Annotated in this window: 16 protein-coding genes and 1 other annotated feature; of the genes, 2 read left to right on the top strand and 14 right to left on the bottom strand. The window is 36.3% G+C overall.

Annotation, left to right across the window (positions count from 1 at the left end):
• Positions 1 to 76 precede the first annotated feature (76 nt).
• From GTK47_RS15790 to GTK47_RS15755, 6 genes are all read right to left on the bottom strand, one after another.
• Entirely contained in the window at positions 77 to 2,116 is a 2,040-nt protein-coding gene (locus GTK47_RS15790; RefSeq protein WP_165124918.1) for a S8 family serine peptidase, read from the bottom strand.
• Between the two features lie 909 nt (positions 2,117 to 3,025).
• Positions 3,026 to 3,808, bottom strand: coding sequence for an alpha/beta hydrolase (locus tag GTK47_RS15775; RefSeq protein WP_165124915.1), 783 nt, complete (start codon positions 3,806 to 3,808; stop codon positions 3,026 to 3,028).
• A 163-nt stretch (positions 3,809 to 3,971) separates the two neighbouring features.
• Entirely contained in the window at positions 3,972 to 5,324 is a 1,353-nt protein-coding gene (locus GTK47_RS15770; RefSeq protein WP_165124912.1) for a dicarboxylate/amino acid:cation symporter, read from the bottom strand.
• A gap of 458 nt (positions 5,325 to 5,782) precedes the next feature.
• Positions 5,783 to 6,079, bottom strand: coding sequence for a hypothetical protein (locus GTK47_RS15765; RefSeq protein WP_165124909.1), 297 nt, complete (start codon positions 6,077 to 6,079; stop codon positions 5,783 to 5,785).
• Positions 6,080 to 6,258: 179 nt separating this feature from the next.
• Entirely contained in the window at positions 6,259 to 7,608 is a 1,350-nt protein-coding gene (locus tag GTK47_RS15760) for a dicarboxylate/amino acid:cation symporter (RefSeq protein WP_165124906.1), read from the bottom strand.
• A gap of 427 nt (positions 7,609 to 8,035) precedes the next feature.
• Positions 8,036 to 8,533 (bottom strand): YbaK/prolyl-tRNA synthetase associated domain-containing protein, encoded by a 498-nt coding sequence (locus GTK47_RS15755; RefSeq protein WP_165124903.1) that lies wholly within the window; start codon positions 8,531 to 8,533, stop codon positions 8,036 to 8,038.
• Between the two features lie 313 nt (positions 8,534 to 8,846).
• On the opposite strand from GTK47_RS15755, the gene yiaY reads away from it, so the two are divergent.
• Positions 8,847 to 9,998 (top strand): L-threonine dehydrogenase, encoded by a 1,152-nt coding sequence (gene yiaY, locus GTK47_RS15750; RefSeq protein WP_165124900.1) that lies wholly within the window; start codon positions 8,847 to 8,849, stop codon positions 9,996 to 9,998.
• Between the two features lie 145 nt (positions 9,999 to 10,143).
• Here the strand turns inward: yiaY and hisIE are convergent, their stop codons facing one another.
• Genes hisIE through hisG form a run of 8 tightly spaced genes read right to left on the bottom strand, consistent with a single transcriptional unit; the run spans position 10,144 to position 17,273 of the window.
• Entirely contained in the window at positions 10,144 to 10,764 is a 621-nt protein-coding gene (gene hisIE / locus GTK47_RS15745; RefSeq protein ID WP_196556511.1) for a bifunctional phosphoribosyl-AMP cyclohydrolase/phosphoribosyl-ATP diphosphatase HisIE, read from the bottom strand.
• Complete coding sequence (hisF, locus tag GTK47_RS15740; protein ID WP_023581269.1) at positions 10,761 to 11,534, bottom strand: imidazole glycerol phosphate synthase subunit HisF; 774 nt, start codon at positions 11,532 to 11,534, stop codon at positions 10,761 to 10,763. Before hisF ends, hisIE begins: the two co-directional genes overlap by 4 nt.
• On the bottom strand, positions 11,516 to 12,253 hold the full coding sequence (gene hisA, locus GTK47_RS15735; protein ID WP_165124897.1) for a 1-(5-phosphoribosyl)-5-[(5-phosphoribosylamino)methylideneamino]imidazole-4-carboxamide isomerase: 738 nt from the start codon (positions 12,251 to 12,253) through the stop codon (positions 11,516 to 11,518). Before hisA ends, hisF begins: the two co-directional genes overlap by 19 nt.
• Positions 12,254 to 12,259: 6 nt before the next feature.
• The gene (gene hisH, locus GTK47_RS15730) at positions 12,260 to 12,850 is read right to left on the bottom strand and encodes an imidazole glycerol phosphate synthase subunit HisH (protein WP_165124894.1); all 591 of its coding nucleotides are present in this window, start codon (positions 12,848 to 12,850) and stop codon (positions 12,260 to 12,262) included.
• Positions 12,850 to 13,917, bottom strand: a complete 1,068-nt coding sequence (gene hisB / locus GTK47_RS15725) for a bifunctional histidinol-phosphatase/imidazoleglycerol-phosphate dehydratase HisB (RefSeq protein WP_165124891.1) — start codon at positions 13,915 to 13,917, stop codon at positions 12,850 to 12,852. The genes hisH and hisB overlap by 1 nt, the downstream gene beginning before the upstream one ends.
• Positions 13,918 to 13,966: 49 nt before the next feature.
• Entirely contained in the window at positions 13,967 to 15,049 is a 1,083-nt protein-coding gene (hisC, locus tag GTK47_RS15720; protein WP_165126696.1) for a histidinol-phosphate transaminase, read from the bottom strand.
• Positions 15,039 to 16,367: a histidinol dehydrogenase gene (hisD, locus tag GTK47_RS15715; protein ID WP_165124888.1), complete on the bottom strand. Its 1,329-nt coding sequence runs from the start codon at positions 16,365 to 16,367 to the stop codon at positions 15,039 to 15,041. The genes hisC and hisD overlap by 11 nt, the downstream gene beginning before the upstream one ends.
• Before the next feature lie 6 nt (positions 16,368 to 16,373).
• On the bottom strand, positions 16,374 to 17,273 hold the full coding sequence (hisG, locus tag GTK47_RS15710; RefSeq protein ID WP_165124885.1) for an ATP phosphoribosyltransferase: 900 nt from the start codon (positions 17,271 to 17,273) through the stop codon (positions 16,374 to 16,376).
• A 44-nt stretch (positions 17,274 to 17,317) separates the two neighbouring features.
• Positions 17,318 to 17,447, bottom strand: a sequence feature (His leader region).
• A 357-nt stretch (positions 17,448 to 17,804) separates the two neighbouring features.
• Here hisG and GTK47_RS15705 point away from each other — a divergent pair.
• On the top strand, positions 17,805 to 18,626 hold the full coding sequence (locus GTK47_RS15705; RefSeq protein WP_165124882.1) for an SDR family oxidoreductase: 822 nt from the start codon (positions 17,805 to 17,807) through the stop codon (positions 18,624 to 18,626).
• The last annotated feature ends 1 nt before the right edge of the window (position 18,627 follow it).

Raw genomic sequence — 18,627 nt, 5'->3', positions numbered from 1 at the left:
TGGTTTTAGCCATAAATATAATAAAAGGTGCTAAATTAAGCACCTTTTTATTAACTAAATTAGTAGGGTATTAATCTTATTCTATATGAATATTAATTCTAACAGGCAATTTATATTCTCGATGTTCCCAACATTGAATATAGACAGGGAAAATTCCACTGTATTTTGTTTTATTTAAATGTGTATTTTTTTCAGGATCATATCTTAACTGTATTCTAAAGTTTCCGCCAGTATCATTACCTGGTGCTGTAGCTGTATTTAAAGTGAATCGCCCTGCATCATTCCATTTATGAGCTGCTAAATATAATACAGACACATTCCCATCACTATCAGATATTGGAATTTTAACTTCACTTACTGTTATAACTTGATTCCACCATTCTAATTCCGATGGAGCTTGTTGTGGATAATGAGCAATAATACCATTATGCTTAAGATCAGTATATTGGTAATAAAATGGAAGATTCTCTATTTTATATTCATCAATTTTAAATGAAGAATTAAGATTTAAATAATTCGATGAATATGAAAAGGGATTTATATTTACGAGTGGTGCCAGAATTTCTTTATCTAATTCACGCATTAATTGAGCAACATTAGGCCTAACACCAATACCATCTTTTACTCCTTCAGTATAACTGGATTTTTTTAATAATGTTCTCATACTCTCTGGTGTTAACATAACACCCATACTTTTTGCATGAGATTGTAGTAATCCAAGAGCCGCAGCACATAAAGGTGCGGCACCAGAAGTACCATTAAATTTAGCACTATAAGCTGTGCTCTTGTCATTATTTCTTATATATAAAGTGCCACTTCCAGTAGTTGCGATCTCATAACCCCATGAATTCACTAATGAGGTGGAGTGACCATAATTTGAGAAACCAGCTTTGCTTCCATCATTAGGCATACAAGCGCCCACTAATATGCCACCATTATCACCATAATCTATAAATTGCGAGGGATCAGATAAGTTAACATTTGCATTCCCCGCGGTATTGAGAACAATAACACCTTTTTGAGTGAGGTTATAAATGGTATCCCAGAATGATTTATACATGGATGCTGGAACCATTTTTTTTTCATGATTCGATGCACAGTATTCATAACTAACAATATCCCCAGGTCTGGAATCACTTAAAACAGTACTCATTTGGTGAATATAATAAGAATACAATTTTGCAGAATGAGCAATGCCCGTCATTCCAAAACCATTATCTTCGGCTGATATAACACCAATAGAACCTGTACCATGTGAATTTTTAAGAATTTCTTCTTTGGTTGTACCCTTATTGGTAACAATAGTAATATTTTTATTTTGAAGATCTTCATGAAAACTGTTAACACCAAAATCAATATGTCGAATTACTGCTAATTGACCTGTATTTCCTCTAGCCCAAGCATTTCGCACATTCATACCATGAGGCTCATCAAGATATTTTTGGTAAGAAGAAAGATCAGGTGTTACTTCAGTCGTGGTATTATTTACATTAAAAATTTCTTGTTCGCTTTTAGTCGGTTCTAATAAATTGATTTCATCAGGAGTGATGGAGACATAGATAATATCACTGTCTTTTTCTAATTTATCTGCGACAATTTTTACATTATTAACAGAGAGCGTACTTTTTAAAGTATAATACTCAAAGTTGTGAATAGGGTGATCTTTTTGAAATGAGGATAAATCAATAACTACTTTTTCCAAATCAAAAAATCCACGTTCTTTTTTCAGTAATTTATCTAACTTGGATTTTTTCCCTTTATTTATTTTTATTTGAATTGAGAATTTATCATTCTCATTAATCACGGGTTCTGAAAGTGCGGATAGTTTATTTTCTTGCATTGAAAATAAAGGGGCTACTTTCTCTATCATAAATTCTGATGGCTGAAAAATGACCTCATTAGAGGTGTATTTACCATCAGTATAATTAACCAGTACGGTATAAGTTCCTGGGGCATTGATATAAAAAGTCTGTCCACACTGTGTGCCGCTGATTTTCTCAATAACTTCATTGTTGCTCATAAGAGATAAATCAAATTTCCCTCTATTTTCATTAACTTCCGTATAAATAGAAGGGGTGCTGCTCATCATTTTATATACATTAATTTCATTACTCATAATATATTCCTTTGTTTAGTAAATAACTTTAAATCCATATAAAGCTGTATAAATATACAGTTGTTTTGCGGGGTAAAAACATAAGAAAGCTCTTAAAGATAAATTTTCGATGTAATAAGTGAAAATATTTATTTTTTAGAAGGAGGTAAGAATGAATGAGGAAACAGAGTGTTGTTTAACACATCAATTATAAAAATTTTATTTGTTTTTATAATTAAAATTTTAAAAAGACACAATTATAAAATTTAAAAAAATATTTATTAAGAATAATGTAGAGAATATTATGGCTTATATAATAATTTCATTTTCTCAATGAAATTACTGATATCTATTTTTTATAATTAATATTTTTTTCTGGTTTTTCTGGCTTGATTGCAATACCATTAATTGTAACTATATCAATAGAATTAATACCAATAAATGCTAAAAGTGTTTTTAGATAAGGTACTGAAAAATCATTTTCACTAGTTGTATAAATACCACCAGATGTAGATAAAATAAGTATTTTTTATTAGTAATAAGTCCAGTCTTGCTTGTCTTTGTATAAGAGAATGTCAATCCATTTCGGATAATTAAATCAAAATAATTTTTTAGTTGATTTGGAATGGAGAAATTATATATCGGTGCGTAATGATAATTATATCATTATCTTTTATTTCTTGTATTAAGATCTTTGAAAGAGAAATGGCATTTCTCTGTTTATCTGTCATATTTTCAGGTTGCACTGAATAATATGCTTGATATATTTTATCATCAACAACAGATAGAGGTGATTTTATAATATCTCTCTCTGTAATTGTTTCAGGTGAATAAGGCTCTAGCTATTTACTTAAAAAGAGATCTACTAATTTATTTGAATGAGATAAATTACCAGTAATAGTAGATTTTAAAATTAACGTTTTTTTCATATTAGCTCTTATTTAGATTATTTAAAAAATCATTAAAAATATTAGCTAGCCATTGAGGCTTTTCTTCATGTACAACATGTGAAGTAAAGGGCACATTCAGTAATGAGGCTGATTCAATATTATTGACGATTTCTGGTGAATGAGATAAAGAAACCAGCATATCATTATCACCACGGCAAACTAACACAGGATAGTGAATATCCTTAATTTTTTCATTAGGATAGCCAGTTGTACTTTGATCTAACCACATCATTTGGACTTGATTAAATAGGTGTTCAAAATCAGGTTTAGAATTAATATTTTGGTAATATTCACACTCTTGAGGAAAATTGTGTCGCCAATATTCAGATGTGATCTTTTGATAGATCTCTTTAGCGGGATCATCATCCGTTAATTGCCAACTAGCACCAATAGTGATGACTTTGTTAATCGTGGAGATGTTTTTAGCTGCTAAACGCAAAGCAACAATCCCACCATCACTATGCCCAATAAGCGCGCATTTTTTGAATTCAAAAGCTTTAATCACGGTTTCTACATCAGACTGTAATTGCTGGTAGGTTAATGAAATATCACCTAATGTGGATTTGCCGTGTCCTCTAGAATCTATAGCAATAAGGTAGTAACTCTTTAAATAATCAACTAAAGGGTTAAACGAAGTTAAATTTCCCATTCCTCCATGCAATAAAATCACAGGGTAATTTTTAGGATCACCAAGTGTTTCAATATAAATTTCAGCGTTATCAATAAGAAAGGATTTACCTTGTTGATGATCGAAATGTGTCATAGTTGAAGTCCTTATATCCTCTATAACACGTATTCTAGCTTGTCTTAATGACAGTATTTGTCGGTAGGGAATAAATACTGTTATTTTTATCGTTATTGCTTAAGAAGAAGAGAGCATTTAAATACTCTCTTTTTATTGATATTTTAATTAAGAAGCATTAAAACTATTGTTCAGATGCTTTTATATAATGTGTTTTTTCATCTATTTTATCTGATGTAAGGTCAGTATCTAAATGAGTTTCTTTGGATATATTCCCACTAAAAACATCATTCATTCTCTCTTTATCTAATGCATTTTCCCAACGAGCAACTACAATACAGGCGCAAGCATTACCGACAAGATTGGTCAATGCACGACATTCTGACATAAAACGGTCGATACCAAGGATTAGCGCCATACCTGCGACGGGAACGCTAGGCACAACCGATAAGGTCGCCGCTAAAGTAATAAAACCAGCACCAGTGACACCCGCTGCGCCTTTTGAGCTAATCATGGCAACAAAGAGTAATGTAATTTGTTCAGTTAATGACAAATCAACACCTGTTGCCTGCGCAATAAACAGGGCTGCCATAGTCATATAAATATTAGTACCATCTAAATTAAAGGAATAACCAGTAGGAATAACTAAGCCGACGACTGATTTTTTACAACCCAATTTTTCCATTTTACTCATTAATGTAGGTAGTGCTGCTTCAGATGAAGAAGTCCCTAATACTAACCAAAGTTCATCTTTTATGTATTTAATTAAAGAGAGAATAGAAAAGCCATTATATTTAGCAACCGCACCCAAAACGACCAATACGAAAAGTAATGCTGTTAAATAAAAAGTAATTACCAACAACATTAAATTGCCAATAGAAGAAATACCGTATTTACCTATTGTAAAAGCCATTGCACCAAAGGCACCAATAGGCGCTAACTTCATTAGCATACCAACCATCTTAAAAATGGGCTCACAAAGATGCTGTAAGAATTTTAATACAGGTTCACCTCGTGCTCCTGTTGATGCTAATGCTAAGCCAAAAACCACAGAAACAAACAGAACTTGTAAGATATTACCGTTAACTAATGGGCTAACGATAGTATCAGGAATAATATTCATGAAAAAATCAACAAGAGAAGAGCTATGTGCTTGAGTGACATACATTTCTACTCGACTACTGTCTAATGATTCAGGTGAAATATTTAAACCATCGCCAGGGCGAATAATATTGGCAGTGATTAATCCAATAACAAGAGCAATTGTAGAAAATGTTAGAAAGTAAATCATTGATTTACCTGCTACTTTCCCAACGGCTTTCATATTGTTCATGCCTGCAATGCCGGTCACTACAGTTAGAAAGATGACAGGTGCAATGATCATTTTGACTATTTTGATAAACCCATCACCTAAAGGTTTGAAGGATTCACCAATATCAGGGTAAAAATGCCCTAATAGAATACCGAAAATAATAGCAATAATAACTTGGATATATAACACACGATAAAAGGGGAGCTTGCGGGATGAAGTCTGCATAAAAATTCCCTGTAACTGAAAGATATTGACTAAATAAAAAAGAAATTATGATGTAAATTATTATTTACATTTATTTTGTTGTGACAGGTAACTTAAAGGTATGCGTAAATCAGGTCAATAAAATAAAGTTGATTTTATCAAATATTGTGCTCTTCATCTAAAAAATTAGATTTAATTTTAATTTTTTGCCATTTCAGGAATTTATTTTTCTTAAATCAATAGGTTAATGAAATTGTATTTTGTTTTGGTTTGTCGAGTTTCTTTAATAATATGTGCTTTTAACTTTACTTTTTGGTAAAAAAAATGATTTAAATGTAAATAAATATGAATAAGGAGAGATAGGAAGAGTAACTCGCCACAATTCTTTGTTTTTTTATTCAATTTATTTTTAAGGAAAAAATGAACCACTGATAAATCCTTTAATATAAATAATTGCTAACCAACCAACAAATAAGCATTCAGAAAAAAACAATAATAAAAGCGAATATTGAAGGAAACTCAGAGGTATCTCTTACTAAGAGAAAAAAACGAGGTAGCATGATTACAGAAAATATAAATTTTATTGCCAAAGCAAATGCAACAAAATAAATAGCGATATTTAAAGAAAATACTTCAATTTGAATGAGTGGTACAACAACTGTATAAAAAAGAATAGTACTACTAAGAATTATTATGGCAGAGCCGCCCAGCCAATATTTGAAAAATAAAAGTTTTAGAGAATATTGTTTTTTTATCAGATCTTTTAATATATTCACAAATTTGTCCTTAATTTATAAATTAAAAAATTATAAAAATAAGCAAGGAATAATCTATGAGAAAAAGAGAAAATAATAAATAAATTATAAAAAAAGATAAGAGTTTATTCGTAGTGGTAAGGAATATAAAAAATAAAAGAGCACATATGTGCTCTTTTATGGATTATAAGCAATGGTTTTTATTTTACTGGGATTTTAATTGAATGATCAGATTCAATTTCAATAGGAGTTAATGGCGCATCTTCAATAGACTCATTGGATACTCTGCCATTAAAGACATCATTCATTCTTTCTTTATCTAAGGCATTTTCCCAGCGAGCAACAACGATACACGCGCAAGCATTACCAACAAGATTAGTTAATGCACGACACTCTGACATAAAGCGGTCAATACCTAGAATTAATGCCATACCTGCAACTGGAACACTCGGTACCACCGATAAGGTTGCCGCTAAAGTAATAAAGCCTGCACCAGTAACACCTGCGGCACCTTTTGAACTTATCATTGCAACTAAGAGTAGAGTGATTTGTTCTGTTAATGAAAGATCAATACCCGTAGCTTGTGCAATAAATAGAGCGGCCATGGTCATATAGATGTTAGTACCATCTAAGTTAAAGGAATAACCGGTTGGAATAACTAAGCCAACGACTGATTTTTTACAGCCTACATTTTCCATTTTACGCATTAAGCTAGGTAAAGCTGCTTCTGAAGAAGAAGTCCCTAAGACTAACCAAAGTTCATCTTTAATATATTTAATTAAAGAGAGAATAGAGAAGCCATTATATTTTGCAACAGCACCTAACACGACTAGAACAAACAATAATGAAGTAATGTAGAAAGTCAGAACAAGCAAGACCAAGTTACTGATTGAAGAAATACCATATTTACCGATGGTAAAGGCCATGGCACCGAAGGCACCAATTGGTGCTAACTTCATCAGCATGCTTACCATTTTAAAGACAGGTTCAGATAAGTTTTGTAAGAACTTAAGAACGGGTTCACCACGTGTGCCAATAGAGGCTAAGGCAATACCAAAAACCACAGAAACAAACAGTACTTGTAAGATATTTCCATTAACTAATGGGCTAACAACGGTGTCAGGAATAATATTCATTAGGAAGCCAACAATCGAAGAGTCATGCGCTTTTGCTACATAGCTTTCTACTTTACTTGCATCTAATGAAGCCGGGGAAATATTTAGGCCATCGCCTGGTCGAATAACGTTTGCAACAATCAAACCAATGATTAATGCAATAGTTGAAAACGTGAGGAAGTAGGCCATGGATTTACCCGCGACAGTGCCTACAGCTTTCATGTTGTTCATACCCGCTATGCCTGTTACTACTGTTAAGAAGATAACAGGTGCGATGATCATTTTTACAATTTTGATAAATCCATCACCAAGCGGTTTAAAGGATTCACCCACGTCAGGGTAAAAATGCCCAAGCAAGATACCGAGTAAGATGGCGACGATAACTTGCACGTATAGCACTTTATAAAGTGGTTGTTTTTTAGTTGAAGTTTGCATGAAGATTTCCCTGCACCTATTGGTACATTGTTTATTTATTTGTATGTTAGAAAATAACTGGGATGTAAAAGAAATTTTACATTATTGTATTTTTATTGGTGCTAACTTAAATGTACGAGTAAATCAGGTCAATAACATAAAATCTATTTAGTTAATTATTGAGTGCTGAATCGAAAAAAATAGTTAAAAATTTCTGTTTCGTACATTTTGTAGCGTTATAACCAAGGTAATATAAAATTTATGGAATTTATTCTGATTTATTGATTATTTTTGGTGTTAAATGTTGATGGTTTTTGGGGTTAGATTATCTAATATTACTTTCTGGTGTGTAAATCTATATATACAATAAGAATAGATATCATGATAACAATTACCCTTAGCTGAATTATGGCTAGGGTAATTGTTAAAGATAAGTTGGTTTTCTTTGTTATTCGTTTTCTTCATCACGAATAAAAGAGATTAATTCAGGTTGTGCAATACGTTTGTAATCTTGCGTATTAAGAATAATAGAACGCTCTAATGTACCCGCATTAAAAGCAAGTTCATCAAAACGTTCAAAAAGTAGAGGGTCAGCCACAAGTTTTAATGAAGGGTGGAAACTAAAAGGAGGGATGGCACCAAATACGCATTGAGTAAGATCATCCACTTCTTTAGGGCTTGCTAGAGATGCTCTTGTTCCACCTATTTGGTGAGCAAGTTTTGAGAGATCAGCTTGTTTATCGGCGGGTAATATCGCAAGAACATGTTGTTTAATACCGTTACCTTTTATATGGCAAACTAGACCTTTTGCGCCTTGTCCTAATTGTGTTCCTCTGATTTTTGCGACTTCTTCAGAACGACCCGCGGTAGGGTGTCCCATTACACGATAAGTAGCGTGGTTGTTATCTAATAAAGTAGTAAGTTGCTCAAAAATAGTCAAAGACATCAATGACTCCTGATTTAATAAGTTATTTATTTAGGGTCATTATACGACTTTAAAAAAAATATTCTGCTGTGATGTTTATGGCTGGTTTTGATTATTTTGATAAGCTTTTCAAATTATTTTGTTACAAATGATAATATGTTAATAGTATTATCCTATTGAATTAATAGGGTAATTGGGCTTCTAAATTTAATTACCTGTAATAACATGATAAACAAATTGATATTTATTCATTATTTTGATGATGATCAATTTAAGAACAAAAAGAATAGAACATATTAAAACGCAGATTTAATTACTAAAAAGGAAGTCAATAATGGCAGTTTCAACATTCTATATCCCTTCTGTAAATAAAATTGGTGCTGGTTGCCTTGCTGATGCTGTAAGTTCAATGAAAGACTTCGGTTTTCATAAAGCGTTGATCGTCACTGATAGCATTTTAAATCAACTGGGTGTTGTTGATAAAGTCAGTAAGTTACTGACAGAAGCTGGTATTTCTAGCGTAACTTATGATGGAACTGCACCAAACCCTACTGTTGAAAACGTAGAAGCGGGTTTAGCTCTGCTGAAAGAAAATCAATGTGACTGTGTAATTTCTTTAGGTGGTGGTTCTCCACATGACTGTGCAAAGGGCATCGCGTTAGTCGCTTCTAATGGTGGAAAGATTGCGGATTATGAAGGTGTTGACCGCTCTGAAAAACCTCAATTACCACTTATTTCTATTAATACCACAGCAGGTACAGCATCAGAAATGACACGTTTTTGTATCATCACAGATACCGCGCGTCATATCAAAATGGCTATCGTTGATAAAAACGTTACGCCTCTGTTATCTGTAAATGATTCAGAATTAATGATTGGTATGCCAAAAGGTTTAACCGCTGCAACAGGTATGGATGCATTAACCCATGCGGTTGAAGCGTATGTTTCAATTGCTGCAAATCCAATCACAGATGCATGTGCATTAAAAGCAGTTACTATGATCAGCGAGTCTTTACGTAAAGTTGTTGATAATGGTGGTGATGCACAAGCGCGTGAAAACATGGCTTACGCTCAGTTCTTAGCAGGTATGGCATTTAATAACGCTTCTTTAGGTTATGTACATGCTATGGCTCACCAATTAGGTGGTTTCTATAACTTACCTCATGGTGTGTGTAATGCGGTTTTATTACCACATGTTCAAGCTTATAACATTCAAGCAGCAGCGGGTCGTTTAAAAGATATCGCACAAGCAATGGGTGTTGATGTTTCTGCAATGAGCGATGAGCAAGGTGCTAAAGCGTGTATCGAAGAAATTCGTAAGATGGCTAAAGATGTAGGTATTCCTGCAGGCCTGAAAGAATTAGGCGTGAAAGAAGAAGACTTCAAAACATTAGCTGAAAATGCGCTGAAAGATGCTTGTGCAATCACTAACCCAGTTCAGGGTTCTGAAAGTGATGTTATCGAGTTATTCCGCCAAGCGATGTAATGTGTAAGAAATAAATGACAACTAATGTTTGTTATTTTATCTCTTAACTGAGTAATAAGAAGCACCTCAAAATTTCTGATTGAGGTGCTTTTTTTATGTATCGCTTTTTCGTCTGGTAGCTCTAGAGGGGGGAATTATCTAGAAATCATTCTGCTTTTTTATGGCGCTCTTGAAGGCAACCTATTACATCAGAGAGTGATAATGATTGGTCTTGCAATAGCACCATTAAGTGATAGAGCAAGTCTGAGGCTTCATTCTTTAGCTCTTCTCGGTCATTAACAGTGGCAGCTAACGCGGTTTCTACACCTTCTTCTCCCACTTTTTGGGCTATACGTTTTGTACCACTGGCATAAAGGCGGGCAGTATAAGAGCTATCTGGTGAGGCATTTTTGCGGTCACGTAATAAATTCTCAAGTTCATAGAGAAATCCCCATTGACTTTGTGCTGGAGCAAAACAACTTTCAGTGCCGTTATGGCAAGTAGGGCCGATAGGGTTAGCTAAAATAAGTAAAGTATCGTTATCACAGTCAGGATAAATATTGACTAATTTTAGGAAGTTGCCAGAGGTTTCACCTTTTGTCCATAAACGCTGTTTAGTACGTGAATAGAAGGTAACATTTCCACTTTCTAGAGTGACGTTTAATGCTTCTTTATTCATATAACCTAGCATTAATACATCGCCTGAAATGGCATTTTGGATAACCACAGGCATGAGGTTATCGACTTTTTCCCAATCTAATTGCGCTAATGTTTCATTATTCATTATATTCTTACCTTAACGTCATTCTTTGCAAGATACTGTTTTAATTCGTTGATATTAATTATTTGTTTATGAAAAACAGAGGCTGCAAGAGCGCCATCAACATTGGCTAGTTTAAATGCATCAAGAAAGTGTGACATTTCGCCAGCTCCCCCTGATGCGATAATAGGAACATCTGCAACTTGGCGTACTAGAGCAAGTTGTTTTAGGTCATAGCCTTGTCTCACGCCGTCTTGGTTCATCATATTTAAAACAATTTCACCGGCACCAAGTTGCTGAACTTCACGTACCCAATCGAGGGTTTTCCAGTGCGTTTGTTGTGTTCGTTTTTCATCACCAGTGAATTGATAAACTAAATATTCACCGGTTTTTTCATCGAACCAAGTGTCAATACCTACAACAACACACTGCACACCGTAGCGATCTGCTAAACGAGATATCAGTGAAGGATCGGAAAGTGCAGGGGAGTTAATCGAAATTTTATCTGCACCAAATGAGAGAATTTTCCCTGCATCTTCAACAGAGCGAATGCCACCAGCAACACAAAAAGGAATATCAATCACTTCAGCGACACGCGATACCCAGCTTTTATCAACAACACGACCATCAGAAGATGCTGTAATATCATAAAATACCAGTTCATCCGCACCTTCTTTGGCATAGCGTTCAGCAAGCGGAACAATATCACCGATGATTTCATGGTTGCGAAATTGAACACCTTTAACAACTTGTCCATCTCGGACATCAAGACAAGGAATTATGCGTTTTGCCAACATGATATCGCCTCTTTTAATGTAAATTTACCTTCTAATAATGCTCTACCAACAATAATACCAGCAACACCTGATGCTGGAAGATCTGCGATATCTTGTAGATCACCAATACCGCCCGATGCTTGGAATAAAATATCGGGAAAACGCTGGGTAATTTCTTTATACAGTTCGACGTTAGAACCCGCTAATGTGCCGTCACGAGAAATATCAGTACACAATACATGCTTTAACCCCACACTTTGATAAAGCTCGATGATATCTTCAAGTGTATAGGGTGAGTTTTCTTGCCAACCGCTGACAGCCACCCATTTTTTACCTTGTTTATCAATACGAACATCGAGAGCTAATACAATGGCATCTGCACCATAGCGCTCAAACCATGTTTTCACGATGTCAGGTTGGTTGACTGCGGTAGAGCCAATAACAACTCGACTTGCCCCTGCATCGAGTAGTGATTTCACATCATCTTCTGTGCGAATGCCACCACCCACTTGTACTGGCACAGTGACACAAGCAACAAGCTCTTTTAACAACGGGATTTGGCGAGCTGAAGGATCTTTTGCGCCTGTTAAATCCACTAAGTGAAGTAATTTTGCGCCATCTTTCTCATATTGTTGGTAGCGAGTCAGTGGATTATCATCATAATCACGCTGTTTTGCATAATCACCCTGATGTAAACGAACTACTTTTCCATCAATTAAATCTAATGCTGGAATAATCATAACGGGTTACATCTCCAAAAAGTTCTTGATAAGTTGAGCACCAGCTTTTCCTGAACGCTCTGGGTGAAATTGCACTCCATAAAAATTATCTTTTTGAATTGCACTACTAAAACGCGAGCCGTATTCAGTTTCAGCAATCGTTGATTCATTGAGTGCTAAAGCGTAGCTATGAACAAAATAGAACCAAGCATCATCACCCAGATCACGAAAAAGAGGATGTCCTGGTTTTGCTAACACTTGGTTCCACCCCATATGAGGCAATGGCAATCCCGCTGTATCAAGTTTATCAATAGTGCCATCAACTAAACCCAATAAAGGGATCCCTTTTCCTTCTTCGCTTAGTGAAGCCAATATTTGCATTCCTAAACAAATACCTAAAACAGGTTGCGTTAACGCTTTAATTAGAGGAATTAGCTCGCGTGCTTTGAGTTGTTCCATCGCGGCTTTAGCTGTTCCTACACCGGGTAAAAAGAGTTTATCCGCAGATAGCACAATATTTTTTTCATAGGAAACAATGGGATCATAACCGAGTCGCTTAACGGCGTAAGCGACAGAGGCTAAATTGGCACAACCCGTATCAAGAATAACCACTTTCATCACAGAACACCTTTTGAACTTGGTAATGTATTGCCTTCGACACGAATGGCTTGGCGTAATGTACGGCCAAAGACTTTAAATAAGCTTTCAGCTTTGTGGTGATCGTTTTTGCCTTTCGATTTCAGGTGTAATGTGCATCCCATGGTGTAAGAGAGTGAACGGAAAAAGTGTTCAATCATCTCTGTACTTAAATCACCGACACGTTGATATTTAAATTCGGCTTTGTATTCAAGATGTGGACGACCAGAAATATCTAACGCACAGCTTGCTAGGCATTCATCCATTGGTAATGTAAAACCGAAACGAGCAATACCTCGTTTATCACCTAATGCTTCACGTAATGCTTCACCCAAAGCAAGGCCAGTGTCTTCTACCGTATGGTGATCATCAATAACTAAGTCACCTTTAACGTTGATGTTCATACGAAAGCCACCGTGTGTGGCAATTTGATCAAGCATGTGATCAAAGAAACCGACACCAGTGCTGATCTGGCTATCACCTTCACGATCAAGCCAAACATCGATCGCAATTTGTGTTTCTTTAGTTTTTCGCTCAACATGGGCATAGCGATCTTTTTTCGTTAGCTGCTCTGTGATAACAGCCCAATTGAGCTCATTGGCATTATAAAGCAGGCCTTTGATACCTATATTTTCAGCTAACTGAATATCAGTTTGTCTATCGCCAATGACATAGCTATTATTTTTATCTAGTGCGCCATCAACTAAATACTGGGTGACAAGCCCTGTTTCTGGTTTGCGACAAGGGCAGTTGTCTTCAGGTTTATGAGGACAAATTAAAACATCATCAAATGAGATCCCTTGAGATGAAAAAATTTGCATCATTAAATTATGAGGCGGATCGAAATCTGCTTGAGGAAAACTTTCTGTGCCTAATCCGTCCTGATTTGTGATCATAATGAGTTTATAACCCGCTTTTTGCAGAGCAGTAAGTGCGGGGATCACGCCATTTTCAAAGGCAAGTTTATCAAGTCTATCAACTTGGTAATCTGTTGGTGGCTCAGTGATTAAAGTACCATCACGGTCAATAAAAAGAATTTTTTGGCTCATGGTTGAGATCCCTCAGTTGCGATTTTTTGTTGTTATCGTTTTTAATATTTTATACGTTTGCAGTTTGAATATTTTTTATGGCATTAATCACGCTATCACATTCTTCAGCGGTACCGATAGAAATACGCAAACAGCCATTAAGCCCATATTGACGCTGTTGATCGCGTAAAATAATCCCTTGTTCCCATAAAGTACGGAAAACTAGAGTCGCATCAGTGAATTTCACTAAAATATAGTTGGTTTCACTGTTATAAACCTGTTCAACATTAGGTAGTTTTTTTAACGAATTCGATAAAATAGCTCTGCTACGTGAAATTTCTGCCACCCGTTTTTTCATTATCTCAATACCTGCATCTGTTAATGCTTGTGCAGCAATATCTGCAACAGGTGTTGAAAGCGGGTATGGTGCGATCACTTTTAGTAATAATTCAATGACTGGTGGATTGGCAAGCGTAAAGCCACAACGAAGCCCTGCTAAAGCAAAAGCTTTCGATAAGGTTCGCAAAATAACTAAATTCGGATAATCTTCAAGCCATGAAACAATTGATGCTTGTGGGCAAAATTCAATATAGGCTTCATCTACCGCAACAATGGCTTTGTCTTTAGCCAACGCTAATACATCACGAATAAGCGAAGGATCAACAAGATTTCCTGTCGGGTTGTTAGGACTGCACAGATAGATAAGTTTTACATTATCAAGCTGTGATGCGATGGCTTTGACATCTGGACTCCAATCAGCAAGCGCAGGAACAACACGCTGTTCTATACCGAAGGTTTCAGCACTGACACTATACATTCCATATGTCGGTGGGCAATAAAGCACAGCGTCTTTACCCGGCTCACAAAAAGCACGAATAAGTAGCTCAATCGCCTCATCTGCGCCACGGCTCACTAAGACTTGATTAGTCTCTACACCTGCATATTTTGCGTAACGATTAATGACGTTAACAGGCTGACATTCAGGGTAACGGTTTAAGTTTTTTTCATTAAAAGTAAAGTCTGGTGCGATAGGGTATTCATTTGCATTTAACCAAACAGAGCCATTTCCCCCTAAGCGTCGAGCAGACTGATAAGGTGTTAATTCACGTACATTTTTTCTTGCAAGTGTATTGATATCAAATTCAGTTTTCATCACTCTTTTTCCCCTGAGCTAAAGCGTTAACGCGAAGTGTGACAGCATTTTTGTGTGCAGTGAGTTGTTCTGCTTGCGCTAATATTTCAATGGTCTGTGCTAAATCAGATAAACCCTGTGCGGTGAGTTTCTGTACTGTCATACGTTTCATAAAATCAGCTAAGCCTAAGCTTGAGTAGGTTGCTGTATAGCCATAAGTCGGCAGAACGTGATTAGTACCAGAAGCATAATCTCCTGCTGATTCAGGCGACCAAGCACCAAGAAAAATAGAGCCAGCACTGGTAATGCTATCAACACGAGCATCAGCATCATTGGTTTGAATAATTAAGTGTTCTGGGCCATAGCTGTTACTGATTTCAATACACTGGTCGAGATCACGAGTAATAATGACACGGCTTTCTGCAAGTGCTTGTTTCGCGATTTCAGCACGGCTTAATAGTGCCAGTTGTGTTTCAGTTTCAGCTATAACGGCTTTGGCGAGTGTTTCATCCGGTGTTAATAATACAACCTGTGAATCAGGGCCATGTTCAGCTTGTGAAAGTAAGTCAGCTGCAATAAATGCAGGATTTGCATCTGCATCAGCAATCACTAGTACTTCAGAAGGTCCTGCTGGCATATCGATTGCAGCACCTTGTAGCGATTGACTTGCTTGGCGCTTTGCTTCAGTTACATAAGCATTACCGGGGCCAAAAATTTTATCAACTTTAGGAATAGATTCCGTACCAAAAGCCATGGCTGCAATCGCCTGCGCGCCACCGACTTGGAAGATTTCATCAATACCAATTTGTTGAGCAATATATAAAATTTCATCAGCAATAGGGGGCGGTGAGCAAAGAATAACTTTGCGACAACCAGCAATACGGGCTGGAATACCTAACATCATTACTGTTGAAAGCAATGGTGCCGAACCTCCGGGAATATAAAGCCCTACTGCATCAATGGGTCTACTGACTTGCTGACAAAATACACCGGGCTGCGTTTCCACGTTGATAGTGTTAGGAATTTGCGCCTCATGAAAGCGACGAATATTATTCATCGCTTGTGCTATCGCTTGTTTTATTTTGCTATCAAGTCTTGATGACGCTTCATCAATTTGCGATTTTGACACCAAAACACTTTCCGGCGCTGCCTTATCGAATTTTTGGCTAAGTGCTTTAAGCGCTTTATCCCCATCATTGCGTACCTGTGAAATGATGCTAGCAACTTGTTCTGTAATTGAACCTGAGGCAGAAATAGCAGGGCGAGTTAATAGCACTTGTTGCTGTTCTTTAGTGCATTTATTCCAGTAAGTTAATGTATTAAAACCCGTTTTCATCATTTCACCTTATTCCATCATTTTTTCAATTGGTAAAACAAGAATAGAACTTGCACCTAATGCTTTAAGCTTTTCCATTGTTTCCCAGAATAGGGTTTCGCTACTTACCATGTGCATTGCAACGCGATTTTGGTCACCTGCCAGAGGTAAAATAGTCGGCCTTTCAGCTCCCGGAAGTAATGCAATTACATCATCAAGGCAATCACTTGGGGCGTGTAACATTATGTATTTTGATTCTCTAGCTTGAATAACGCCTTGAATGCGGGTTAATAAACGGTCGATAAGTGCTTGTTTATCAGCTTCCATTTCACCATCACGTTGGATCAAGCACGCTTTTGAGCGATAAATTATTTCAACTTCTTTTAATCCATTCGCTTCTAATGTTGCACCAGTAGAAACTAAGTCACAGATAGAGTCAGCAAGGCCTGCACGAGGGGCTACTTCAACAGAGCCATTTAATAAACACGATTTAAACTTGATGCCTTTTTGGTCTAAATAACGTTTGAGTAGATTTGGATAGGAGGTTGCGATACGAGTATTATTTAAACACTCCGCACCTTGATAATCGAAATCGACAGGGGTTGCCAGAGATAAACGGCAGCCACCGAAATCGAGACGACGTAGCGTCAGGTAACTTGGGTTTTCACCTTGAGAACGACGTTTTAATAACTCTTCTTCTAAAACGTTTTCACCGATGATCCCTAAATCAACAACGCCATCCATTACTAATCCTGGAATATCGTCATCTCTAACACGTAAAATATCGATTGGCATATTTTCAGCGTAAGCAATCAGGCGCTGTTGATTTAAGTTAATTTTGATGCCACAACGTGCTAAAAGAGCACGAGAATCATCGCTTAAACGTCCCGATTTTTGCATTGCGATTCTTAATCTTGCTTTATCTAACATAATATTACCCTATCATTGTCCATATTTTTGTGATGAAAATTAGCTATAAAAAAACCCCGGAAGTTGCCTTCCGGGGTTTTAGTTGTTATCTGCATTCAGACCACCGGAAGCGTTTCTTAAACGTCTTCCAGCACTCATCGCCTGAAAGACTAGTCAGGGTGATGGTGATGATGGTGGTTTAGTTGAATGCTATACATAATTATTTTCCTAGCTAATAACACTATTTGTTATTTAATAATGCCCGTTACTGTTAATTTGTATTTAGTAACCTGCATTTAGAATTTGTCTGCCTTTCAACCTACATGATTTACAAAGCAAAAAGCAACCTATTTTTTAATAATAATTTAATTATTTTGTAACCTTTTGTTTTTAATGTAATTTTAATATTTCTCTTATTTACTTAATGGAACAAGTAGGCGAGTATATAGGGAGATGCTAAACGTTCACGAAATATAAGTAGTATTTATAAGTAATGGCGAAACGAAAATTTTATAGCATACTTTGACTAAGCCATTTAAGTAGGGGAGCAAAATGAAACGAATAACCATCGTAGGATTAGGTTGGTTAGGTTTACCACTTGCCGCTGCGTTGCGTGATGCAGGCTATCAAGTTAAAGGGACTAAAACCACCGAAGATGGCGTAGAAGCAGCAAGAATGAGTGGCGTTGACTGCTGTTTAGTGAATTTAACACCCGCAATTGAATGTGATAGAGATGATTTTGATTACTTAATGGAAACGGACGTCCTGATTATCACGTTACCGCCAAGTGCGGCTGGTGGTGGTTATGATTATGTTGAAGCCATTCAAACGCTAGTGGATAGTGCAATGTCTCGCCATGTTACGAGAGTCATTTACATTAGCTCGACTTCTGTATATGGCAATCAAACAGGTAATATCACAGAAGAAATGGATATTCGCCCAGAAACACAATCAGCAAAAATGTTAGCAGAAGTTGAGAATTGGCTACATCGTTTACCATTGACCACGGTTGATATTCTTCGATTAGCCGGATTAGTCGGGCCGGGTCGTCATGCAGGACGTTTTTTATCAGGTAAAAAACAGGTCAAAGGCGCCCATCAATGCGTTAATTTAGTCCACTTGGATGATGTGATTTTTGCTGTCGAACAACTTCTTGCGCAGAATGAAGGTGGCCATTTATATAATTTATGTGCCCCCATTCACCCTAAAAAGAAAGATTTTTACTCAAGAGTGTCAAATCAACTCAAACTTATTCCGCCAGAATTTGCTGAGGAAGAGAAACCTTTAATACGAGAGATTGATGGTCAGGAGATCTGTCGAGATCTTGGATTTCATTACCATTATCCAGATCCCGACAAAATGCCAATGAATTAAA

Origin of the sequence: Proteus sp. ZN5 (assembly GCF_011046025.1) — a bacterium.
In the GTDB taxonomy this organism is placed as follows: domain Bacteria; phylum Pseudomonadota; class Gammaproteobacteria; order Enterobacterales; family Enterobacteriaceae; genus Proteus.
This window is presented reverse-complemented; position numbering and strand designations above follow the sequence as displayed.